Consider the following 22,964-nt stretch of genomic DNA (forward strand, 5'->3'; position numbering starts at 1 on the left):
GCTAACTAACTAACTAGCCATGCCAATTGATATGAAAGTCATCTTTACACCAACAATACAAGCTTATCTTTACTTCATCAAACACACAGAGTGTACCTTTTTATCTTTTTCCCACTTAATGAACATCATCTTTTAATCAAACTTGTAATAAATAGACCGCGCTGATAATATCATGTGATGTACTGCACCATATAGAATTGTCAGGTAAGATGAAGAACAGATCCTTGCAGAAATGATATAAAAAGGATGCAGCCTCTACTAAATTATATACTACTTGCGATTCTTATATCATTAGAAATGATGACAAAAGGTTTAAGCGCATTAGATATAATTATCATTATTGTTCTAATCATAGTTGCTGCTATAGTTATCTATGTTTTAGCACCACTTATCATAGCAATTATAATAATTGCTGCTGCATATTTTATCTATAGATGGTATAAAGCCAGATCCTCATGGACATAGTTGATTATCCTTTCCATTTGTAACTGATATGGCATATGTGTTTTTCACTAATAATGGTTTTATAGAGATAAACGATTTTAGCCTGACTATTTTTAACAGACTCAAAATTGAAGTAAGGTTAGTCAGATAAAGGAGGAAGAGTAGTCAAGGTTAACAAGACTTTGCCAAAAACAAAAAGAACAATGCATCAAAAGACTAACACCAAAGATCTGAAGCCAAGCTATTTTACTGGAGGCAGAATATGTGATTATTGTGCTATAAATATGGATATCAAGGATATGGATATTCTATTCTTCTTTCATGGCACTTGCTGGCAGCAATACCGAAAAGACGGCAAGCACTACCCGATGCCTAGGTACGCTTGATAGGGATCTCACTAAGATGAAGTGCTAAACCCATTGGTTCGTTTCTCAGATATTTCGTGATACCGTATGGAAGTCTTTCAAAGACTGGTCTGAAAGCATATCAGTTCCATGGCTGTTAACTATCTTGATGGACTTTCGATGGTTGTCCAGTATGTGAAAGGTGTTATCTAAATTGAGTTTGGTTTTGAGTCTGATTCTGAGTGTGAGACTGCCGCGCTAATGGTAGTTGAAAGAATGGGACTCCACCAGTACCACCTAGAGCATATGGGAGTTGCCCATTCCATCTATTGATGGATAGCCACTGAAGATAATCTGGACTTTGCTTTAATTGTGAAGTAATGATTCTAATTGCCTGTGATTCACCACTGGCCTTGGCTACGTTTGCTCTAGCCGTCGCATTGGCTTGTACAACTGTTTGGTTTGCAACTACTTTTATGGCCAATAAATTATTCTGTTCAGTTAAATATTTTTGGAATGCAACTACTTTTGATTCTACCTGATTAGCAAAAGCTTGTGAGAATTTAAAGTCAGTTATGAATACTGTTTCGACAACTATATTCCTTGCCCCAAGAGTGTTAGCAATACTTCGAGCTATTACATCCTTTGCTGTGGCTCTTTTTGTTATTAGTTCTTCAGCATTAAATTTTGCCACACTTGCTTTAACTGATTCCTGGATGGTTGGTGCGATTATTCTGTTTGCATAGTCTGCTCCAAGCTGTTGATAGATTATATTTGCCTGACTTGGACTAATATGATAATTCAACGCGATTGTGGTTTGAACTTCTTGAAGATCATTTGAAGCTGCAGTGGCATCAGCTTGATATTTGAGAGTACGTACTTCCATCTGTACTACCTCTTCAGCAAATGGAATGATAAAATGTACCCCTTCTCCTAATACACGATTTTCCACGGCCCCCACATACAGAACAACTCCTCTGTGACCTGCTTGTACAACAACTACTGATTCAAACATAACGACAATAATAACAACAAATGTGATTACTCCTGCTATAATTATTAACTTGTTAGAAGAGCCCGGCCTTGAATATCTATACGATCCTCCACTGGCGTTATGGACTCCGTCACCTGATCTCTTGAATGGATTTCTCATAAAACTTACTTATTCTTTAACAATTATAATATGAAAATCGAAGGTAATTTAATCATAGCTGCCATAATATGGCCGAGATTTTTCAACTTAGCTAGTGATAGAAAATTCCATCGTGAGTATTTTCCTCAGTCGCCCTAGAGAGATTGGCCTGACGTGATAACCCTGGTCTGATTTCATTCCTGACGCTTCCATTCTTCCAATACTCTTAATTACTTGTATTCAAAAGCCGTATTAATTCATCGGGGATTGCTTCTGGATGATTCGTAGATGCAGCCCTAGCCAAAGTTATATAGGATAATTTACTCTGCTGTGTTTCTGTTAGGTGCTGAGAAAGCAGATAATCAGATATGTACGCCTGTTCACAATTTCTTGAGATACTAGGATCTACTGTACAAGTTTGGTTCATAAATGATATCATTTGATTACAGACTGCTTTATTTGTCCTGACGTCTGTTCCTTTTCCACCACACTGAATATTCGAGTCCCCTAATTCTTGCTTAATGAGCTCTGCACTTGCAGGATTCTTTATTGTTAGCGAAATATACTGTTTAAACGGGAGTCCTGACTTGTACAAGTCTAACATCTCTTGGGGGGTAGTAGAGCTATCGAATGGTTTTGATTTTGTCTCCCCTACTGCTGAAGCAGCAAGACCTAGAGCAAAGATGGCTGCCGATACCCCTAAAGTTATTAAGGTTTTTTTGTTAACGGACTTGATAAGACCGACTATGACATTAACTAGTACAGTTACAGACATCTTTCCTACTTCCAAATTTACTTTTATTAATTTGAGAAGGACATATAATATTTACTCACTTGTTTTATATACATATTTTACCTTCATTTAGGACTCGCTTAAGGTGCTGTTGTAGGATATAATATGATTCCATTGTGGGTTGTTCCACTCCCCTATAGTACTCTTCTTTATTGAGTAATCCTTATTGATTTGTATAGTCTGTACTGTATACCAGAGCGTATATACCACAGGTAATGTGCAGGAGAGCAAGTACTATCGGTCAGTGTTGATGCAGAGAGTTAAGACCCCCAGTTAAACTCTTCCTTCATCCCTGGCTGTTAGACTTGCTTGATTGATTGATTGTTATTGTCTATCTTAAAGTTGACATTCAAACACGAAAATGATCATTTTATTTCTCGGATAATATTGATGGGTGTAATAATTGCGCACCATTACCAAGGTAAATGAAAAATGATACAGATGAAAAGCGAGTTGGCTCTATATACTGATTTGTCGGCGAATACAGCAGGATTTTGAAGGCACAGACGTTATGTCGGTTAAACTTAGCAGGCAAAAAGAGTAACAATGAAGTGAAGAAGAAGAAATAATAGGTGGGATGGTGGCTAGAGAGTTTGCATTTTTGAATGAGGATGGGTTAAAAGTGACTTAAATCGGGCAAGTTGACATTTTACTATATCATCTTCTCCTAGCAAAGATTTTGATCACCACTGGGATATGAGACTCTCCTTACAAACTAGAGCTACAAAATTGCCTCAGTACCTCACCAATAATGCTAACTTGAGTCATCATTAGCCCTCTATGAGGTCAGATGCTTCTGTCACAAGTGAAAAGAGGTTTTCAGTTCCTTGCCGCTGAGGGCGTCTAGTTTCTATCACTTGGCTAATGGTAGACTGAATGAAAATATAGCTCCCTTTTCATTTCCACTTTCATTGCTATTGCTATTGCTATTACTGTTACTATCCTTGGGATAGTTCTCAGCCCATATTTTACCTCCGTGTGCTTCAATAATATTTTTAGATATAAACAAGCCAACTCCTGTTCCACCAGGGGAATTTGTTACAAATTTTGAAAATAGCTTTGGCAAGACTTCTGACTTTATGCCTGGGCCTGTATCTTTGATATTCACAACAGCTTCGCCATCTCGTTTTTCTGCATTTTTTTTGTCTGAATTAGCCGTGAACTTTATTGCATTGCTTAACAGATTCGATATAACTTCAAATATCCTCACTTTGTCTGCGCTAACTAAAATTGGTTCAGATTGTGATTTATGTTTTGAAGTAAATACAAGCTCGATCTTTTCCTTGGATAGATCATTACTAAAATCATTAATCACATTTGTGATTTTTTCAATCATATCAAACCTCTCCTTGTCTAGCTTTAAGGACTTGCTCTCAATTTTTGTCATATCCAAAATGTTTTGTTCTAATCTTAGCAACCTCTTTGCATTTCTAATAATGATATCAAGGTACTCTATGTCCTCCTTTCCTGAAGTGTTAATCTTCTCTTCACCCGTTCTTCTTCGTCGGAGAACTTCAGCCATACCCAATATCGGTTGCAAAGGTGCGCGTAGCTCGTGAGCAGCTATGCTAATAAAATCATTTTTTAGTTTATCGTTATTATTGAGTTTCTGATTTGTCTCTTCAAGCTTTTGTGTCAATTCGCTTTGGTCTCTCATGTACCTTCTGATAGAAGCCGTCATAGAATTGAAGGACTCAGTTAAAATAGATAGTTCGTCAGTACCTTTTTGTCTAACGGTCACATCAAAGTTTCCTTTCTTCAATTTAGAGGTTGCTTGAGTCAGATCGAATATCGGTTTTAACATTCTTGTAACAAGGTACAAAATTAGTACTAAAATACCAACGATTAGAATTGCAAAAAGAATTTGCAATTGCATCAGATTCTGAGAATTTCTGTCTGTTTGTATTCCCAGCTGCGTAACCAATCTATCAGAGGCATTAACCAGGTTATAAGCTAATGACTCAAATCTCATCTGTGCCAGAGGCTGATCTATTAACCTAGCCCTTAGTTGATGGGTCAATGCTACCCTTGTGAAAGAAAGCTTGTAAACATTCCAGTTTTGATAAATCGTTTTCCACATCTCTAAAAGATTTGATTGCAGCGGTTTCAAATCAATACCTGAGATTATTCCACCTTGTTTAAGGGTCACTATATTGAATTGTAGGCCATTTATGGCAGCAGCTACTTGTGAAGTGCTAGAAAATCCATCCAAGTATTTTTCAGTTTGTAATAAGAGATTTGTAGCAAGGAACCTATTCTTGCCTGCAATATTAATGGTATTTCCCAACGACGACTGCTGGGAAAAAAAAGCCAAAACACTGAAACTGCTGACTATAAGTATAATCTCAACAATAACTAGGAGAGTAATTTTTAAGAGAATTCTTGAATTTATTTTATCCACTCTAGATCCCCTCTACCTTATTCCTCGTCTCATCTTTTCTCGGCTCCTCGTCTTGTCTATCAAACACTCATCCCCTTAAGCATTTACAACCACCTAATCCAGCTCTGACCTAATTCTATTTACCAGATCATCAATAGTAACTGGTTTCCTGATAAAGCAACCCAGGCTTATTGATGGATAAATTTCCCTTAAAGCCTCGCGGTTTATTTCTCCAGAAGACATGAAACAGATTTTGACATTAATATCAACAGCAAGAATTTTTTCACATAATTCGAACCCGTTCATATGTGGGAGACGAATATCAATTAAAATAAGATCATAGAAAAATGGCTTAAACCCCGACAGTACTGCTAGTGGGTCGTTTGAAGTATCCACAGCAATTTTTTTCTTATTATTATCAACGTTATTTGTATCTTCAATTCCTACTTTGAAGGTTACAGTTACATCAGGATCGTCATCTATAATCAGTATCCTTTTCCAAAATTGTTCTCTAACTTCTACGGTAGCTGCGTGATCCCGTGTGAGTTCATAAGCGTTCATTATTTACATCATCGTACCATTTACTTTTAACAGGTTTTCAAGCTCAATTCTTATTATTTAACATCACCACTTACTAAAGATTTTGACAAAGCCCTCAATTAAGAGAAATATCCGGATCGTGAAAAGATGGCTAGATCAATGATAGAGACACAGTTGGGAGGAAACATATTGAGACTGAGAATAGATTTGATTTATGATCAGCCCTCTCTAACCAATATCCTTCTGGAAATACCTAAGTCCACCAGGTAGGCTGACTCGTTTTGCTTCAGTAGCTTTGTATCGTACCAGTTCCGCTCTCGCTTCAGGTGGGCTCTTCATTCTTGTAAGTATGTCTCCTTTCTGATACTTGCCAGCATCTCTTCTCTACTTTAATAAGCCAATTTGCTTGTAGAAGCAAGGCTGTAGTGATCTGTCACGTAATTTGCATGCTGTAAAGTGCCATGTTGCTTCCAGCGCAAGAAATACCGCTGCAAATCCAAGACCTACGTATGCTATACTTTCAAACATATCTGCTTCTATAGTGTTTAAAGAATATAAGGTTATTGTAGATCATACTTAACGGATGACATGTTTATACGTAATTCATTTGTGTTCTGATAAATATAACTTACAATATAAGATTATTAGCGTTCATTCGTAAAATAAACTAAGGACATATGTCTTGGAGAAACCATACTTTGTGCTACGTTGTCCCACATATCATACCTAGTCGAAGGGTATACCCTTTTATAGAACAGTATAATGGGATAAATTTTGATGCCACAAGCAGTTACAACCTTGAGCTCAGAGCTTAGCCATCCAATTAGGTGCTACAACTATGGTCACCATGACACCATAGCCATGCAAGCTAACATTAGAATCAACAGAACCGATATTGGAACCACTTAGCTGTTTCGATAATGAGACTAACAGTATATAATTAATGTTAAAGCCATCACGAATTAATTTACATCAAATTAACAAATTAACAATTGAAGATAATAGTATTCCAAATATGCGGACCTCTGCAAATGTACATTCCTACACCATTAAGCGGTCAGAAGGATGCCCCAAGAGATCTGAAAAACTTGAAACATCTAAAGTTGTTAATGTCTATGATACATGTAGGGTAAATGGATTGATACTGTGAAATAAAAATTACAGCTAAATGCCAAAAACCGAGTATCGACATCTGGCTCAAATCAAAGGATCACGTCTAGATTGGTCATAAGCATAAACAGTAAATGGCGAAAAAATTCACAAGACACTCCTGCCCCGTAAGCGAAAGACTACGATTAAGCAGAGATTGGAGTGATTATATGAGGAAGAACAAAGTGTGTGATGGAGAGTATTATCGGAATGGTTGGGAAAGTGATTTAATTTATTGCACTATCCAACGATTCCATATTCTCTTGCAATTTTAGGCCATACAAATAATCATCTAGGGTGAAAGCTCTACATAAGGGACTTAAATTTGAAGTATAGATTTAAATTGTAGATTTATACTATGAATCCCCGGGTTTCATATACTGGTGCAATGATCTGACATGCTGCAGAACTAGCCAAATCGTAACAATTTCTTCCATTCTAATTTTACAAAATTCAAAATTAATTTGGTGTAATCAATAAAATCAATTTGAATCTTAAATCAATGAAATTTTTACCAGTATAACAGTTATAGCATGCGAAACGGATTTAGTATGCTCAGCTGATAACTTTGAATAAAGCTAAAATCGTCATCTTTGAACTTGTTTTACTTGGTATTACCATAACCCTTGCAGCTGGAATTACTCCCTTACAGGTTGCACTGAGTAAATCTTCCTCTTCATCACACCATCATCATACAAAATCATCGTCCTCTTCATCTCCTTCAATTAATCCAGATTCCCTGCCAAATTACCAAACCAATCAGTCAACAGCTCACCTTTACTTCGCACCACCCCCACCAACCTCAACCTCACCTTCACCTACCAGTACAACGGATTCTGCCCACAAAGTGAATAAGGTGATTATGATAAATTTTGATGACGGATGGAAGAGTCAGTTAGTGTACGCAAAACCAATACTAGATCAGTACGGATACAAGGCAACTTTCTTTATTCCATGCGCCAAAATGGCTACTGCCCCTTATTGGATGACATGGCCTGATATAGCAAAGCTACGAAACGATAAAATGGATATAGAATCACACACCATGACCCATGCTCATCTGACAACGTTGCTTTCATCCCCAGCTAAATTGGCTTATGAGATAGGATATTCCAGACAATGCCTTGCTAATCAAGGCTACAACACCCCGATTTTTGGATATCCTTTGAATTTGGGATCCGATAATCCGACTATTGTAAATATCGTTGCCAAATATTATGATCTTGCACGAACAGGTAGTTCCCCACTCATGTTTACTAATTGCATTGGCTTTCCCAAAGATACCCAGACAAATTGCAGCACATATTCAGCTGACGGGAAGCTGAATCTTGCAAATAGATATGACATTCGAAGTGAAAGTTTCTTCCACATAAGTGCCGGTCACAACTTCAGCCCTCCAGAAATGTTTCAACAGTTCGTTCAACGTATGAACAGCCAGATTCCGTATAATTCGAACGGAAAAATAGGGGCGTTTCCAATTATTACTTACCACAATCTAACAAACAATATGGACGAGTATGATAATGCCGCATCGACTATTACTGTCAGTTTATTTGCCCAAGAAATGAAATATCTGCATGACAATGGCTTTAGGGTATTATTACTCAACCAACTTGGCTTCGATCCAGTAAAGAATGCATTTTACTTGAAGAACGCTGTTCCTCCGCTTGAAACGATTACTGCTTCGTCTACATCCCCGTCTGCCAATCCTGCTCAACCCACATTAAGATAAATCAGACGCTCCTACAGCAATTCCCATATCCTTCATAATGGCATATCCTACAATTGCTGTACCAAACAGAAAGCCACCTCCTGTAGAAAATACAAGGCTTCTACAGACAATTTATTGGCCATCTGCCTTTCGAATCTTGACTGCTGACTCGTTTGGATCACTCTACGCGCTCTTTTCGTTAAATCATCTTCAGATTTGGCTTGGTAGGTTAGCTCTTGTGGTTTTATCATAAATGATTCACGTGGACCGTTAAAGATGAACTAATAAAAAATCACAGTAATCACTATAGATATAATGCCAATACGTTATACGGTGGGGAAACCAAGTTCAAGTTTAAATTAGAGTTGAAAAGAATTCTAGGATTGAAGATTTTTAGGACGGTGCTCTGTAACTTAAGACTCCAAGTGTTTGCAGGCCAGCATCTACCCACTAAGTGGACAGGTCTTCGGCCCAGCCCGATTAGAAAATCAACTTTTAAATGGTTAATGTCTGGTAACATTTGACACATTGCAATGAGATTTCGCTCTCAGAACGACTTAATATTCTAAATTTTTTTGATCCACAGTTCGCACAGATAGGACAGCTTCTCGATCTCACCTTCATTACTTCATATTATATTCTACATGATCTGATTATACATTTGGTGGTTCTACTTTAACGCGTACGATATAATGAAGGCTGATGGTGTATCAACTACATTATATGTTAACTTATGATTCATGGGTTATGAGAACCGCTCTAATAGGTTCTGTTGTCGGAATAGTTTTTGCGTGTGTGCTTTTGGGAATGTCTGAAATTGCGCAACCGACGTTAGCTATTGATCCAAAAGTTTTGACTAAGAGTGGTGCTGGGGCTTGTACTTCCTGTTATGGAACCATCTGGAAGCCTTTGTATTAGCGCCGCCAGGTCTGACGAACTCTCTCTAAAGCCCCTTTGCTTCTTCTGGCTATATCCTTAGTGGGAAAAAGCCTGGGACATACACATAACAGTGGAACCATATGTACTCCATAATTGACATAGGTTGGCATTATAGGGTCAGTACCAAAGCAAAATCAGTACTTTTAGTAGTTCAGTTTCCAGGACAAGTAGCTCTTCTACATTCAGTTAGCTAGTACTAGCAGTAGTGTTAGATTAAGTCACGAATCATCTAATAAACAAATTCTAATCTGTCTGCGCTTTCTTCTACCTCCAATCTATTGATTTATCAAAACAACAAATAATGCCTTTGGAAGCGGATCCAAGGTTCCCTGATAAACCGTTTCTTTTATACTATCTATTCTAAAAGATTCATTAAATAAATCTTTTATTTCGTCTTGTGATAACTTGTATGGGCCTTCCTGCATAGGCTCTTTGTCACTAAAGCATTTTAAAAATAAGATTCCATTAGCTTTTAGTATTCTTTTTATTTTTCTGATGTATTCTGATCTGTTTGCGGGTGAAAGAACATGAAAGCAACCTCTGTCAAATATGTAGTCAAATTCATTGTCATTAAGCTTTGTATTTAAAATATCATCTACAATAAATTTAATATTTTTCTCATTGACACAAATTTTTGTTGCTCTCTCAACTGCAGCTTCAGATATATCAGAACCGATAACACTAAAACCTCTTTTAGCAAGACATATTGCTTGTGTTGCCGGACCTGTGCCGAGGTCAAGGAATTTACCGTCATTGAAAATCTTTCTGTTATCTAATTCCCTTTGTAAATCAGTATCTAAGGTTTCATTAAACCATGGCATCGTTTCTACCTTTTGATTTTTGTATAATGTTTCCCAGTTAGGAAAGTCTTTTTCTAGTCCTGACATAATCTATCTTAATTCTGTAGAATACGATAATAAATTCTGCTATGTATGCTTGTTCATATCCTCTGATGTCGATGAGGTGCAGCCCAGAACATGAGGATGGAGCAATAACAAGAAAGGAAATCCACAGAAGTAAGCAGCTTCTAATGCTAGATTGCTATTAAATTATAAGCTAATTGCAAGATACTTTCTACGGATATTACAATTTAGGGCTCCCACTAGATTCGCCGGAATTCCCCAGACCGATAGCCAATGCGTTTACAACAGCACATGTGCTAAGAAAAATGTGTTCAAAGAACCAACAAATAAACCGACCAAAGAAAACGGCTTATGCGACGAAATTCTGTCGAGGCGAAGGTTAGAAAGTTGTCTTTCCGAAGTATGCCTTGACATGAGGTCGGTATAGATAGTATAGAATGAACGCGCTAATGGCAATACTTACGATATCTTCTGAAAAGTTCGAACCCGATGCAACTGCTCTAGGAAGTGAGATTAGTTTTATGATAATTCCGATAATCAATACTATCATAGATATAGTCCATGCCCATCCTTTTCCCTTCCACAGCCCATAGCCCATAACAAGGTATGCGATACCGATTATTAACGATACGACGCCAGCTGCCACGAAAACTAAGCCTAGTGCGGTAAGCGGTCCAATGGCAATTGATCCTATCCCTACTAGAAGTGTCAGAATACCAGCTATTACGATCAAGATTGCAATAATAGTGACTCCTAGTGGTCTAGACTTTGTCTGCATCAGCAATCCATACGTTTACGATGTATTTTGGCTTTTCAAACGAAAAATCTAATACATTATTCCAGTTTTTGGATAAAGAAGAGGTAAAGGAAAGGATGAATAAAAATCATCCATCCGTTATAAAACAGGTGCCTCCAGAGGATAGCACGCTTTGGCGGAAATTATAGCGTTGGCTGAAACAATAATCTACTGAGACATCTGATTTTCTAGTTTGTATCAAATTTCTTTGAAAAACCTAGTGAACAAGCATTGGCATGACCTGTCATTTCATTATATGTTGCACTGAGCACTTTACGTCGAATCGTATCCTTCTTCTAAATTTCTATGATATTGTGGTAAAAGACCACTTTGAACAATCCAAAGGCTGACTTGACTATGATGCTGGTGGAGAATGCTGTAAGCTAGAATAGCAAGAGAAGAAAGGGATGATCTCGTAGTATGACATTATCCTAGACTCATCAATCTGAAATGTGCCATAGCCAACGACTACAAAACAAAGAGTTTCAGATTGAATATAATCATGTATCTGTTTAGAAGATTAGAGCTAGCAATTAATGTTAATGTGAATAGTCTACGAAAATAGTCTACGAAAGTAGTAAAGCGAGTTTTAGTAAATCTCAGACCTGGTGGCTTTCCAATGATCTGTAATCGCTTTTGCAAGGTTAATGTCTCTTTTGGTTATGGCATTGACATCGAAGGAGTGAAAGCTTAACGGTCCTCCAATTAATCTTAATAATAGGATGATGGTTGACCTTCTCAGCAATATTTGCTACACTATTTACAAACTAAATTGCATTCACAAAACTTGAAAATTGAAATGATTTTACGAGCTTGTCTTCCTCTAATTCCCAGCCGTCACCACCTAATTCTTCAACATCTCTTTTTATTTCTTCATTGGGCGCATATTATATTATTTTGGTTAAAACAAAGATGTTTCAAGGGATAAGTATGTAATACACGTCCCGGCATCTCTTCCAATTTGTTCTGATATACTCACACAGGTCATGACTGTAAAATGGTCAACCGGTCATTTATTGCCATTTTCTATGCAGTTATTGAATATTACCGGTCTTAACTCATTTTCTTCTTCTAGATCGTTTGGTGCTATCCTTTCTTTTCGTGTTATTCTTTCTTTTCGTGTTATTCTTTCTTTTGGTGGTAGGGGCCTGCTTTATAATCGATGTTACTCTAATTTTCTGAATATCCTTCTGAACCTGCGACATTTGTTTTTCTAATTGTCTAAGATGGGAGGGAAATTGTTTAACAATCTCAGTTTGTCTTTCCAATGACCTTAGCTGTTTTTGTAATGGTTGAACCATTGTTGTAATTTTATCAATTTGAGTTTGTAGTGGTTGAACTGTCCGGCCCAGTTTATCCATTTGACTAGTATGCTTCTCTAGTAGCCTAGAAATGGTAGCTAGTCTAATTGCCTTTGGAGTAGTAGAAAGTTTTCTTAAAATCTTTTCCGGGGATACTTCTGTTTCACGACTTTCCGGTACATCTTGCTGTTGTTGCAGTTGCTCTATGGGCATATCATCTTGCTCTTCCGAAGTTATCTGGACATTGTTTTCATCTGACATAGTATAAGCTAGAATAGCTAATCACCAGAGCAGTTATTAAATTTTTATTTATTCAACTTGAAAATAAGCTAATGGACCATCAATTGGCCGCTGGACAGATAGCCGAATGCGCCAGGAAAAGCTGATACGACGGATGTCTATTATAGAAGATAATAGGTTTTGATGACTATATCCGCCACATGGCCTTCAGCTTATCTGCAGAAACTTTAGCATCATTTTCACTCGTGAAAACCTCCAAAGTAACTGTTCTATCATATTCAACGTCCTTCAGTGCTTTGACTATATCTTCGTGGTTGATTAGACCTTCTCCTACCGCAAGATGCTCGTCCTTTTTACCATGATTGTCGTGCCAGTGAATATGAATTATTTTACCTCTGAATGTACTTATGTAGTCAAAAACAGAATCCATCCCTCCAGAGGTAAATGCATGGGGAACGTCTAAATGAACAAGCAACGAATTAACATTATCGATAATATAGTTAAATTCAACCACATCATGTATTCCATTCGAAAGTGGCACATTTTCTAGCATAACACGCACATTATACTTGGATGCATACTTTACAATCTCCCTGAGACTCTTTATCAAATTATCCAACAGGATTTTTCTCTTTTCACCGTAAAACATACCATTGAGGTTGGCATGAAAATTTATCAGATCCACCCCTATGTTCTTCGCTGTCCTAATGTCTCTCATGGCTTCTAAGACCCATGCATGCCTAACATAGTAACAGTCTGAGCCCAGATCTATCCAAAACGGTGTGTGACCGATAGGTTTCTGTTTAAAAGTGTTAAGCAACCGCGTTATCTCATTCTTCTTCTTGTTAACTATCTGTGGACTACCCTCAGGTCCTTCAATACCTATCTCAACATATTCAAAATTTAGCTCACGTATTTTACTGATTTCACTTAATATCTCATTTGAAGGATTTGTAAGCATTCCATAAGATGGCATATCTAATTCCGACCGACCGTAATCATATGTGAGACCAATTGTATTTCTTATTTGCTCCTTAGGTCTTGGCAATCCTTAACTTAGTTTTTCTAACTGAGCTTTCCATTCAGGTTAGATGAGTTCAGATATGACCAATAAGCGAATTATCGGTAAATGAGTCCTAAGGCCTGCAAATAGTATATGTCACCTAATAGAAATATTCACATATAAGGTTGGTTCTAAGCAGTAGTTTTTATTCCGGTTATCCGATCACATTTGATCCCTAATTTTCGTGATTTTTCCTAAGCGCCTCTAGGTTTGGAGCTTCTTGTAAACAAAAGCATTTATCAACTTCCGGATTGTCGTGAATGTTGAACTGCCTTACTCTGAACTCATATTCAGGGCTTGTCTGAAGATCTTTTAATATATTCTCATCAAATCCTTTCATCAAGTGAGCATCGAGAAACCTCGACGTTATGATATGTAAACAAGTTGACTGAAAGTTTATCCATCAGCACGAGGGATGGATAGCCATTGAGCTGTTTAACAAGGTACAAACTATAGATACCGAACTCCCTCCCTACTATTTTTATTATTTGGGTTTTTTGTTTTCAAATGCGCATGCAAGACTTGAGTCCACTTTTCAAATACATTATCACCATCGTTATCGATATTAACTACAACGATTTTTCTAAATGGATATGGCCGCAGTCTCAATTTGGGCAGTAATCAGCTTTGTAATTGGGTTGATAGTCTCCACCATTATCATATATGTCGTTACCAAGATATTTGGAGGAAAAGAAGGCATAAAGGCAGCGTTCTCAACTGCCGTTATCGGGGCAATTATCTACAGTGTAGTCTACTACCTGTTAGGGAACGGGTTGTTAGCAGGGATCGTAGGGGGGATAGCATGGTTGTTGTCCTTGCGATGGATATACAAAATCGGTTGGCTGAAAGCCATAGTGATTGGGGTAATTATTTGGATAATAACTTCCATTGTTGGAGTATTGTTGCCAACAGCTCCTGGACCACTATAAATCGTTAGATCTTCTCTTCGATCTAATGAAACATGGGATTCCAATAATAGAAATAAAGTATTAAAGAGCATCATAGCCCATAGCCAGTCACTATATATTTTTCATTGCCATTCTAGAAGATGGTAAGTGAGCATTATTTGGAGAATATTTAAGGTAAATCCCGTATGTGGGTAAAAGGAATATTTAATACCCACTTATTGGCAAAGATGTGTAGCCATAGAAAAAGGGGCTGGAAAGTGAAAACCACAACTGACGGTTCGGTCAACGGTGATAAGAATGATGCTTTGCAAGATAATGATCTTGGAAATTTGCCTACTCAAGAATATAATGAAATTTGCTTCATAGGGACTCAAAGTTGTTGTGTATGTTTTGTTGATATCGTCGATTCGACCCGAATAACATCTAAACTCGAGCCTGAGAAAATAAGAAAATACTATAGCATTTTTCTAAATAATATAGCTGCGATAGCAAGAGGCGCAGGAGCCAAGATTATAAAAAATATCGGTGATAGTCTGGCATTCTACTATCCTGTGTCATCTGGGTCGTTTGGCATATCTGTCTTCGATAACGTGCTTGAATGTTGTATAACTATTATTGGAGCACGCGATACAATTAACCGCAAGTTACAAGAAGAGGGGCTACCACCAGTTAGCTACAGAATTAGTGCAGATTATGGCAGGGTAGAAGTAGCCAAATCAGCTACTTCCATAGAAAATGACATATTTGGAACCATAATGAATAGGTGCTCAAGAATTAATTTGATGGCTATACCTAACGGCATAGCTATAGGAAACGGATTGTACGAAGCAATAAAGTTGTCCCTACTGCATCATACCAATACGAGCTATGATTTTGAGGAAATAATCATGCCCCAGCATAACATAGGGGAATTTGTTAACTATCCTATATACCACGTGCACAGAAACGACGACTTTGGCTCTCTCAGCCGACTTGACATCCCTGAATCGGGATGGGCGCCTATCAACGTGTTGTTAGTCGATGATGAAGAGGATAGCCTTTGGACATTCAAGGAATGTTTGTCTTCAGGAGGCTATAACACAGATGCATTCACAGACCCTCTTAAAGCATTGGACCATGTTGCAAGCCAAAGTCCCTCTCATTACAAGCTAGTCATATTAGATATTAGGATGCCAGGGCTTAACGGTTTGCAATTATATTATAGAATAAAAGCAATCAATCGTAATATCAAAATACTTTTTGTATCTGCTCTAGAAGCTGTTCCTGAACTTACAAGCATCTTACCAGATACGAGAACCAAAGACAGTTTTATTAAGAAGCCAGTCACAATTGAAAGCTTTATGGGCACTGTGAGGGCTACTTTAACCCAGAGATAACCTATTCTTCCAACAAATAAGGTACTTGTTCAAAAAGCTCATCGTTCAATCACTGATTGGCAGGATAAAAGTAAATGTAGCTCCCTTCCCACTAACGTTATTTTCAGCCAATATCCTACCACCATTTGCTTCAATTATACTTTTTGAAATGAATAACCCTAAACCTGTACCCTTATCAGATTTTGTAGCAAATTTTGAAAAAAGACGTGACAAGATGTCTGGATCAAGTCCGCTACCCGTGTCCTTTATACTGACAACAACTTCATTGGCAGATTTGCTCTTATCTATAATTACAGATATGCTACCTTCATTTGTAAATTTAATTGCATTGCTCAGCAGGTTTGAAACTACTTGGCCTATCCTTTCTCTATCTGCTTTTATTAAAGTAGGCTCATGACGATGGCCTTTTGGCTCTAACTTGATATCAAGTCTGTTGACTTTATTTCCTTTAGAAATTTGATTATTAGCATCAGATATTTCGTCTATTATCACCTCGTTAAGATCGAATAATTCTTTTTTTAAAACCAATGATTTCGTTTCAATTTTAGTAACATCAAGTATGTCTTCTGTAAGCCTTTGCAGTCTCCTCGCATTTCTAATAGCAATATCCAAAAGTTTGCGCTGATTGACATCCTTTATTTGAATTCTTAGAAGTTCTGTCAAACCAAGTATGGGTTGTATCGGTGTACGTAATTCATGAGCAGCTACATTAATAAATTCTTCCTGCATTTTGGCATGAGTTTTAAGTTGTTCATATAGCTCGTTTTGCTTCCATAGACTCTCAAAAATTGAAGCATATGAAGAAATAATTGACTTGCTGTTGGAGTATGTAGCCAGTCCAGCTGCAAAGAATGAACTTTCCTTCGTATCATCTTTTAGTTCGATAATTATGCAATTCTTCTTGTCTACCAGTACAATCGTAATCCTAGTCTGAAGACTCTCTTCAGCAACTCTAAAATCCACCTTAGGACAAATTCTTGCTGCCTGGGTTAGCGTATCCTTTAGTCTTTCGCCAGCAGGGATAAGTATCCTAACGTCCACAGCACGCTGCTCTGTTGCTTCATTTAATAGCTCTAGCAAACCCAGTCGTGTTTGACGCCAAAATGCATTTGCGGTTGCAAAGATACATAGCACCTCATGCTTTGAGTTTCTCACGTAGTTCCACGCTCTACTTATCCCCTCTCGCGGATTTTGGATAATTTCTATCTCTGCTAGATCGGAACCTTCTTCAAGATTTCTTAATCTATCATCCGCGTTTATTCCTTGATTCCAAAGTTCGTCAAATATAGAAGAGAAATGTTGTATATATGCCGGTTCATTGCTTAGTAGTAAACTTTGTACCATTCTACCTCCCTCCATCTTTTCTATGGTTGCAGCGATTTCAGTATCTGATAATCCGAAACTCATAGGAGGCAAATTCTTCATATGTCTAATCTGAAAACCGGCATCCACAAAGATCTTTGCTAGTTTTGCATTATCTTTATCAATATTAGTAATGTACCTTATGCCCTTATGTGTTCCTTCTTGCTGCCTCTGCAATAGTTTTTTCTTTAATTCAAAAAAATGCTCGTAGCTATACCGTAATCCTCCAGATGTCAGACACGATCGAAGGTCATTTGAATTAGCTGATAATCGACTGATTTCCTGCACTATCACGTTTGCGTCTTGAATTAGTTTAGTTTGAAATCGAGTTGTCGTTTCTCCTTCTTCAATTTCCTGAAATCTTCTTTGAGCTGATACAGATTTACTCCAAAGGGTATCAAACAAATACTGCTGATGTTCTACTGTATCCCGGACACTACTATAGATAGCTAATGACGCAATTTTTTTCTCCTTATATGTTATTGTTGGAGCCAAATATTCAGTTTCACTTATCATGAAATTACCCCTGATTTCGTCCAAGTGGCGAAGCTCACTTACAATTGATGTTAGCTGTTTGCAGTAAGGAACATTGGTATTTGTGATCTCGGTAAGGTATCTTAATTTTACATTCCTTTTTTTTGCTTCAAGAAAGGACTTTTTTATTGATTCAATATCTAAAGCCAGTGATGGTCTAGTATGATCCATGCATGTGTCAATTCGGCTCTTGGCTTTAGAGAAAAATCGCAATTCTCTCTTGATCACATTCTCAGACCCGTGCACGACCTCTGTTTTTTCTGACCTAGCAGCAGAAGTCTCAGATACTGTCAATGATACAATTATGAGAACTACAAATATTTAAGCACGTATTTTTATACATTAAACCCAATCAACGTAGGCTCAGTAAAGGTTTTTGTCAAGCACGCAAGCTAAGCCACTTATAAGCAGCTGTACTTTTAGCTCATAGTTTTGTCATTTATTATTTGAATAACTTGATCATCGGTGACCTGTGTAAAATCCTGATAGTACTGGCCCACTGAACGAAAACCTGTAGAAGGTTTTAGAACGACCTCTAATCTATCAGATTCTCGTTCCAACAATATTGCTGTTTCTTTACTAGTGACGGGTAATGCGATGATGAGACTCTTTGGTTTTTTCACATGGTTTCTAATTGATCTTGCTGCAACTATAACAGTAGCTCCTGTAGCAGCTCCGTCATCTACAAGTATGACTATTTTGTCCTGAAAGTCATATTGCTGCGGTAAATTACGATACAACGAGCTCCTACGTCTTATTTCTTCAATTTGGTATTTCTTCTCTTTTTCCAAATATTCCTGATTAATAGCCAACAATTGGACAAGATCCTGGTCTATGTAAGTTGTTCCGTCTTCCATGACTGCTCCGATTGCGTGTTCTTTATTATCAGGGTCAGTCAATTTCCTAGGAATTATTATATCAAAGTATCGAGCAGATAATTTCTTTGCAATAATATTTGCTATTACTACCCCTCCTCGTGGAATTCCTAATACCACTATATTTTCGTCATCCTTTCTGACTACATCCTTTAGAGATTCCGCCAAAATCTTTGCTGCAGATACTCGATCTTTAAATCTGAATTGAAGTTTGCCAGTCAGGCGTTTAAATATGTCAACCAATTGCCTATCCAGGATGATCTATCTTATAGCTTTAATCATAAACTTAACGGTCTTCGAAGCCTATCTATTCAGATCTTTTTTGTATCTATCAACCAATCCATCTATTAATATTAATTACGTCTAAATCGCAACAGCGAATATTCATGCAATAAAAAAAGTAAAAGATATGATGTGCTCCTAGTTTTCAGTTGTTCTGATTCCTACTTGCTGCTAGCCATCGAAGGTGTTGCAGTCATATTAGCACCCATCATCATGTCATTCAGAGCTCCACCATGCATCATCATGGATCTAAATAGCAACGCATCACTCATGGAGAAGCACACACTAGGTACCATGCCGCTGCGCATCATCATTGCTCCTAGGCCATTCATGGATGGATTGCCTTGCGCGCCAGACCCATCATACTCGATTGATTCATATTTCGTGCCATCATATTACCAAGCATCGGTAATCCCGTCAAGTTTCCGCTAAGTGTCATGCACATTAGTGGCATTACCATCACTCCTGGCCTAAAGCCTAGTGTCATATTACCAATTTTTAGATTCTTTCCACTTAGCAATTGTGCCATCATGTTTGCACTACTTTGTCCACTCCCTTTCTGCGAAGTCACTAGTGGGATAGCCAAGGCAGAATTTGTCATTGCAGATGTCAGAACTAATAGTCCTGGTCATAATCCCTATAGCTAATCCAGCTGATATCCTATTCATTAGGAGTTTAATTCCGAATTAACTAATAAATTGCTCTACAAAGGGTTGTGAACTAATATCATATTTTTCATCTGATACCTCTGATGGGAAAACCTACCTCTTGACGCTGGAGAAGCGTATACTGAATTATCTAGCAAAAACCATTGGCCCTACAACCCTGGCTACTAATATTGCTGCCTAACCAGAACAGCGAGAATTCATAAACTGATCATTCTTGCTTGAAGTGAATATAAGATTTGAATCGGGCCCCGCAACCTAGGCAACATGGAGTTGAAGCCCACAGGGAAGTTAACATCAATCCAGAGGGTATATTATCGCTGCTTGTTGTATTCCTAAGCGGCAGCAAAATGAAAACCGGTGGAAACAGTGGGTTCTTCAGTGACAAACTGTGGTGTATAGAACTGATTGATCCATGCCAACTTGTCAGAATGACCTACAAAAACACACATTGTACATAATTACGCTTAAGCTCTCTTTTTCTGTTAAAGGAATCCCCGCCAGCAATCATGAAGAGAACTTACATAACCTTAATTCATTGTCCCAATAGGATTAAAGATGATACTAGAATGGAGTATTATTTGTTACCCGTAGAAGAATCGGAAGCACTTGAAATCGAAAAAGCCTTGAGGAAAATCAATTATGATGTGGACGATAGAGCGTCAATATGGGGCAAAGAAGAGATTAACAAAGTTATTAATTCGATGACAAAAGAAAATGCACAAAATTTGATTTTAGAGTTCTTACCTGATCCAATAGGTGAAAAGTTTGCTAACGTCTATGGGCTAAATTTAGGGCAGCCATCCTCAAGTCTAAATTTGAACAGATGACGAATCAGCATATTCGAAGTGAAAGAGCTGCGTTCAGACTATTTGGTAAGAAAATAGAAATTTCAGCTAATAAATATATCTGTGACTGAACATCTTGCTGATAGAAGATGTCTTCAAGAATTAATACAAAGTACTTACTTACAGTTACTATAGCTTCAATAATTATTACCATTGTTGCTAGCGTTCCTTCATCTATAAAAGCACATGCATTTTCCCTACAGAGTGCGTTCAATAAATTAATTAATGGGTTGTTTCACAAAAGCCAAACTAAGACACAACATGAGAAGAACACTGATAATAATTCCACCTCTTCCACCGGTGCTCAGTCATTTCCTGCGGCCCAACCAATACCCCTTGCCGGAAGCGCTTCAATTCCATCGAATTGCCACATAGTAAACGGAGCGTTACCAGATCCAAAATGCACTCTAGGAGCTACAAACCCATCCGTAACTCAGGACGACATCAAAAATACAATTTGCGTTCCCGGATTCAGCAAAACAGTTAGACCGCCTGTGAGCTACACTACTCCTTTAAAGATAAGGCTCATGCAATCTTATGGGTTTACCGATTCGAGGTCAAATTATGAGCTGGATCATTTGATATCACTTGAGATAGGTGGAAATCCCACAGATGTCAAAAACCTCTGGCCTGAACCAGGATATGGGCAATATAACTTTCATATAAAAGACAGATTTGAGAATTATCTTCATAATGCAGTGTGCAGTGGTTCTGTAAGTCTATCTCAAGCCCAAAGAGAGATTGCAACTGACTGGCTAACGAATTGGAAGAACGCTGGACAGCCCTAAAATAGCTAACTACAAGATGCTGGCTTTCGTTTCAGAGTTATAGAAAAGAATTGAACCAACTTTATAGCCACGAAATGATACTCCGTCGCCAGCATGGTCTGATGCCCAAAAGTCGAATATAAGCGAAATTTGAAACGGTCTTAACGATTTATCATTCATATGAGAAATTTGTTTTGGACCTTATCGGAGATACTGTTCTAGTGGCCCTTCGCCTCGCAACTATAGCAAGCAAATCCCTTCATTTAGCCCAAGTATATTGGAGCCATTTTTGTCTCGGTTGAGTGATTGGGAAAATAATGATAATAATGAGGCGGCCCATGTACATGTGAAAGAAGCACAGCAGTCAGGATGATTGCTGCTGTTATTACTACAATTATTACAACAAAACAAAGCATGAAGTATAGCAGATAAAAGGCCATCATCGAATAGAGCCACAAGTCCTACGGATATTATTGTACTGCTGGTAAAGTGTTCCAGAATCTAAATGTGTGGTTGTCTAGATCTAATTAATTCAAGATCTGATTTGTTAAAATCAAAACTTTACAACATCTTAAATCCAAGTTAGCTGTGAATCCAATTTTAGGAATATAATTGTGGAGTATTACCACGAATAACGAGATTTTACATGACAAGGGTCGTCTAGCCGAGGTGAAATCATAAACTGGTAAAAAGTTGCGGAGTCTTTATATTTATCAATTTGGCAACAACGCCAAATGGGATCTGACCCAGGAAGTGCCTCTGCACCTGTAATTAAGAGATCCTTAATGCAAGAGTTCGTAGACTTCCTGAAAACTTTTGGCGTAATTGGATTAGCAATTGCATTCATTATAGGACAGGCAGCGTCTAAGTTGGTTACTGACTTGGTTAATGATATTGTTACACCTTTTATTGGATTGTTTTTACCCGCAGGAAATTTGAATGCAGTGAAGATCACCGTAGAACATTCGACTTTCTTGTATGGTCATCTTATCGGAAGTATAATCAACTTTCTGATAATTGCATTCATAGTATTTATCGCGTACAAACAATTATCGAGATTCAAATTAGTAGAAGATAAAACAAAGCCATCAGAATCAAAATAAGTCTCTTCTTATCACTGACAAGCCAGTCGTTGCTCCCCAATGTACTGCCCTTGTTTTTGAAAGCAATACTATGGCACTAGTAGTTGGAATGAGTCTTTTAACTCACAAATACTCAAAGAAGTAGGATTCAAAAATATTGAAGAAGGAGCATATGTCGAATCTGCCTGAGATAATAATTAGATATAAGTTGACAGTAATGGCTTTAGATACTTATAGCCAGCATTCGTAGTAGCTGAAAACGCGTTAGACTGGTAAATTGATTGTTCTACATCCAACTATCTCATTTGGATTGAGAAATTCATTTCATTTTTCTCTACATTTTACATTGATATTCTGGTTTGTGAATCCCAAAAAATCTTCGGTTTGCACATATCATCCACTATCTCCTAATTTGATTCAATGAACAGTACCAATTATACGTTGATCAAAATCAATAACCCGTCATACTAGTTAGAAGGGTCCAAGGATTGCTGTAATGCAACTAACTCTTTATCGTTGTCTTTGTTTTTGCTACAGGGTTGGAGTATTACCTTTAAATCATTGTCTGCT

21 protein-coding genes and 1 pseudogene are annotated in these 22,964 nt (G+C 37.6%); 9 read left to right on the plus strand and 13 right to left on the minus strand.

The window, feature by feature from the left end; all coding sequences use genetic code 11:
• The first annotated feature begins 297 nt into the window (after nt 1-297).
• Nucleotides 298-465, plus strand: coding sequence for a hypothetical protein (locus DYY65_RS04620; RefSeq protein ID WP_162476813.1), 168 nt, complete (start codon nt 298-300; stop codon nt 463-465).
• A 528-nt stretch (nt 466-993) separates the two neighbouring features.
• Here the strand turns inward: DYY65_RS04620 and DYY65_RS04625 are convergent.
• The 4 genes from DYY65_RS04625 to DYY65_RS04640 all read right to left on the minus strand — a co-directional run bounded on the left by DYY65_RS04625 (nt 994) and on the right by DYY65_RS04640 (nt 5,654).
• Nucleotides 994-1,941 carry a prohibitin family protein gene (locus tag DYY65_RS04625; RefSeq protein WP_162476814.1) on the minus strand — a complete coding sequence of 316 codons (948 nt, stop codon included), beginning with the start codon at nt 1,939-1,941 and terminating at the stop codon, nt 994-996.
• Between the two features lie 205 nt (nt 1,942-2,146).
• Nucleotides 2,147-2,695 (minus strand): hypothetical protein, encoded by a 549-nt coding sequence (locus tag DYY65_RS04630; protein WP_162476815.1) that lies wholly within the window; start codon nt 2,693-2,695, stop codon nt 2,147-2,149.
• 871 nt (nt 2,696-3,566) lie between these two features.
• Nucleotides 3,567-5,114, minus strand: coding sequence for a sensor histidine kinase (locus DYY65_RS12935; protein WP_162476816.1), 1,548 nt, complete (start codon nt 5,112-5,114; stop codon nt 3,567-3,569).
• Nucleotides 5,115-5,207: 93 nt separating this feature from the next.
• A complete protein-coding gene (locus tag DYY65_RS04640; protein WP_162476817.1) occupies nt 5,208-5,654 on the minus strand; it encodes a response regulator in 447 nt (148 codons plus the stop codon).
• A 1,696-nt stretch (nt 5,655-7,350) separates the two neighbouring features.
• On the opposite strand from DYY65_RS04640, the gene DYY65_RS04645 reads away from it, so the two are divergent.
• Nucleotides 7,351-8,514, plus strand: coding sequence for a polysaccharide deacetylase family protein (locus DYY65_RS04645; RefSeq protein ID WP_162476818.1), 1,164 nt, complete (start codon nt 7,351-7,353; stop codon nt 8,512-8,514).
• A 702-nt stretch (nt 8,515-9,216) separates the two neighbouring features.
• Nucleotides 9,217-9,411, plus strand: coding sequence for a hypothetical protein (locus DYY65_RS04650; protein WP_162476819.1), 195 nt, complete (start codon nt 9,217-9,219; stop codon nt 9,409-9,411).
• A gap of 296 nt (nt 9,412-9,707) precedes the next feature.
• On the opposite strand, the gene DYY65_RS04655 is transcribed toward DYY65_RS04650, so the two are convergent.
• On the minus strand, nt 9,708-10,319 hold the full coding sequence (locus tag DYY65_RS04655; protein WP_162476820.1) for a class I SAM-dependent methyltransferase: 612 nt from the start codon (nt 10,317-10,319) through the stop codon (nt 9,708-9,710).
• A 355-nt stretch (nt 10,320-10,674) separates the two neighbouring features.
• On the minus strand, nt 10,675-11,073 hold the full coding sequence (locus DYY65_RS04660; protein ID WP_162476821.1) for a hypothetical protein: 399 nt from the start codon (nt 11,071-11,073) through the stop codon (nt 10,675-10,677).
• Here DYY65_RS04660 and DYY65_RS04665 point away from each other — a divergent pair.
• A complete protein-coding gene (locus DYY65_RS04665) occupies nt 11,064-11,240 on the plus strand; it encodes a hypothetical protein (RefSeq protein ID WP_162476822.1) in 177 nt (58 codons plus the stop codon). The genes DYY65_RS04660 and DYY65_RS04665 overlap by 10 nt on opposite strands.
• A gap of 495 nt (nt 11,241-11,735) precedes the next feature.
• Here DYY65_RS04665 and DYY65_RS12940 read toward each other — a convergent pair.
• The 3 genes and pseudogenes from DYY65_RS12940 to DYY65_RS04680 form a co-directional block, all read right to left on the minus strand.
• Nucleotides 11,736-11,846, minus strand: a pseudogene (locus DYY65_RS12940) (hypothetical protein); the annotation flags it as partial.
• Between the two features lie 303 nt (nt 11,847-12,149).
• Nucleotides 12,150-12,653 (minus strand): hypothetical protein, encoded by a 504-nt coding sequence (locus DYY65_RS04675; protein WP_162476823.1) that lies wholly within the window; start codon nt 12,651-12,653, stop codon nt 12,150-12,152.
• A 166-nt stretch (nt 12,654-12,819) separates the two neighbouring features.
• Complete coding sequence (locus DYY65_RS04680) at nt 12,820-13,680, minus strand: sugar phosphate isomerase/epimerase family protein (RefSeq protein ID WP_162476824.1); 861 nt, start codon at nt 13,678-13,680, stop codon at nt 12,820-12,822.
• Nucleotides 13,681-14,288: 608 nt separating this feature from the next.
• Between DYY65_RS04680 and DYY65_RS04690 the strand changes: the two genes are divergently transcribed.
• Together DYY65_RS04690 and DYY65_RS04695 are read left to right on the plus strand one after the other, a co-directional pair.
• Complete coding sequence (locus tag DYY65_RS04690; protein WP_201449334.1) at nt 14,289-14,624, plus strand: hypothetical protein; 336 nt, start codon at nt 14,289-14,291, stop codon at nt 14,622-14,624.
• Nucleotides 14,625-14,788: 164 nt separating this feature from the next.
• The gene (locus DYY65_RS04695) at nt 14,789-15,979 is read left to right on the plus strand and encodes a response regulator (RefSeq protein ID WP_162476827.1); all 1,191 of its coding nucleotides are present in this window, start codon (nt 14,789-14,791) and stop codon (nt 15,977-15,979) included.
• 45 nt (nt 15,980-16,024) lie between these two features.
• Here the strand turns inward: DYY65_RS04695 and DYY65_RS04700 are convergent, their stop codons facing one another.
• The 4 genes from DYY65_RS04700 to DYY65_RS04715 all read right to left on the minus strand — a co-directional run bounded on the left by DYY65_RS04700 (nt 16,025) and on the right by DYY65_RS04715 (nt 19,633).
• Nucleotides 16,025-18,169: a sensor histidine kinase gene (locus DYY65_RS04700; protein WP_162476828.1), complete on the minus strand. Its 2,145-nt coding sequence runs from the start codon at nt 18,167-18,169 to the stop codon at nt 16,025-16,027.
• Between the two features lie 125 nt (nt 18,170-18,294).
• On the minus strand, nt 18,295-18,993 hold the full coding sequence (locus tag DYY65_RS04705; RefSeq protein ID WP_162476829.1) for a phosphoribosyltransferase: 699 nt from the start codon (nt 18,991-18,993) through the stop codon (nt 18,295-18,297).
• A gap of 200 nt (nt 18,994-19,193) precedes the next feature.
• Complete coding sequence (locus DYY65_RS04710) at nt 19,194-19,364, minus strand: hypothetical protein (protein WP_162476830.1); 171 nt, start codon at nt 19,362-19,364, stop codon at nt 19,194-19,196.
• Nucleotides 19,361-19,633: a hypothetical protein gene (locus DYY65_RS04715; protein ID WP_162476831.1), complete on the minus strand. Its 273-nt coding sequence runs from the start codon at nt 19,631-19,633 to the stop codon at nt 19,361-19,363. The genes DYY65_RS04710 and DYY65_RS04715 overlap by 4 nt, the downstream gene beginning before the upstream one ends.
• 573 nt (nt 19,634-20,206) lie before the next feature.
• Here DYY65_RS04715 and DYY65_RS04720 point away from each other — a divergent pair.
• The 3 genes from DYY65_RS04720 to DYY65_RS04730 all read left to right on the plus strand — a co-directional run bounded on the left by DYY65_RS04720 (nt 20,207) and on the right by DYY65_RS04730 (nt 22,415).
• Nucleotides 20,207-20,527: a hypothetical protein gene (locus DYY65_RS04720; RefSeq protein WP_162476832.1), complete on the plus strand. Its 321-nt coding sequence runs from the start codon at nt 20,207-20,209 to the stop codon at nt 20,525-20,527.
• A 107-nt stretch (nt 20,528-20,634) separates the two neighbouring features.
• Nucleotides 20,635-21,333, plus strand: a complete 699-nt coding sequence (locus tag DYY65_RS04725; protein WP_162476833.1) for a hypothetical protein — start codon at nt 20,635-20,637, stop codon at nt 21,331-21,333.
• A gap of 713 nt (nt 21,334-22,046) precedes the next feature.
• Nucleotides 22,047-22,415 carry an MscL family protein gene (locus tag DYY65_RS04730; protein ID WP_162476834.1) on the plus strand — a complete coding sequence of 123 codons (369 nt, stop codon included), beginning with the start codon at nt 22,047-22,049 and terminating at the stop codon, nt 22,413-22,415.
• The last annotated feature ends 549 nt before the right edge of the window (nt 22,416-22,964 follow it).

This window comes from Nitrososphaera sp. AFS (assembly GCF_009898475.1).
GTDB lineage: Archaea > Thermoproteota > Nitrososphaeria > Nitrososphaerales > Nitrososphaeraceae > Nitrosopolaris.

Excerpts from the sequence above, each read along its gene's own strand:
- DYY65_RS04640 (WP_162476817.1), bottom strand. The coding sequence starts at position 5,654 with ATGAACGCTTATGAACTCACACGGGATCACGCAGCTACCGTAGAAGTT.
- DYY65_RS04690 (WP_201449334.1), top strand. The coding sequence starts at position 14,289 with ATGGCCGCAGTCTCAATTTGGGCAGTAATCAGCTTTGTAATTGGGTTG.
- DYY65_RS04620 (WP_162476813.1), top strand. The coding sequence starts at position 298 with ATGATGACAAAAGGTTTAAGCGCATTAGATATAATTATCATTATTGTT.
- DYY65_RS04655 (WP_162476820.1), bottom strand. The coding sequence starts at position 10,319 with ATGTCAGGACTAGAAAAAGACTTTCCTAACTGGGAAACATTATACAAA.
- DYY65_RS04730 (WP_162476834.1), top strand. The coding sequence starts at position 22,047 with ATGGGATCTGACCCAGGAAGTGCCTCTGCACCTGTAATTAAGAGATCC.
- DYY65_RS04725 (WP_162476833.1), top strand. The coding sequence starts at position 20,635 with ATGTCTTCAAGAATTAATACAAAGTACTTACTTACAGTTACTATAGCT.
- DYY65_RS04715 (WP_162476831.1), bottom strand. The coding sequence starts at position 19,633 with ATGACAAATTCTGCCTTGGCTATCCCACTAGTGACTTCGCAGAAAGGG.
- DYY65_RS04660 (WP_162476821.1), bottom strand. The coding sequence starts at position 11,073 with ATGCAGACAAAGTCTAGACCACTAGGAGTCACTATTATTGCAATCTTG.
- DYY65_RS04695 (WP_162476827.1), top strand. The coding sequence starts at position 14,789 with ATGTGGGTAAAAGGAATATTTAATACCCACTTATTGGCAAAGATGTGT.
- DYY65_RS04650 (WP_162476819.1), top strand. The coding sequence starts at position 9,217 with ATGTTAACTTATGATTCATGGGTTATGAGAACCGCTCTAATAGGTTCT.
- DYY65_RS04675 (WP_162476823.1), bottom strand. The coding sequence starts at position 12,653 with ATGTCAGATGAAAACAATGTCCAGATAACTTCGGAAGAGCAAGATGAT.
- DYY65_RS04630 (WP_162476815.1), bottom strand. The coding sequence starts at position 2,695 with ATGTCTGTAACTGTACTAGTTAATGTCATAGTCGGTCTTATCAAGTCC.
- DYY65_RS04710 (WP_162476830.1), bottom strand. The coding sequence starts at position 19,364 with ATGAATGGCCTAGGAGCAATGATGATGCGCAGCGGCATGGTACCTAGT.
- DYY65_RS04720 (WP_162476832.1), top strand. The coding sequence starts at position 20,207 with ATGAAGAGAACTTACATAACCTTAATTCATTGTCCCAATAGGATTAAA.
- DYY65_RS04625 (WP_162476814.1), bottom strand. The coding sequence starts at position 1,941 with ATGAGAAATCCATTCAAGAGATCAGGTGACGGAGTCCATAACGCCAGT.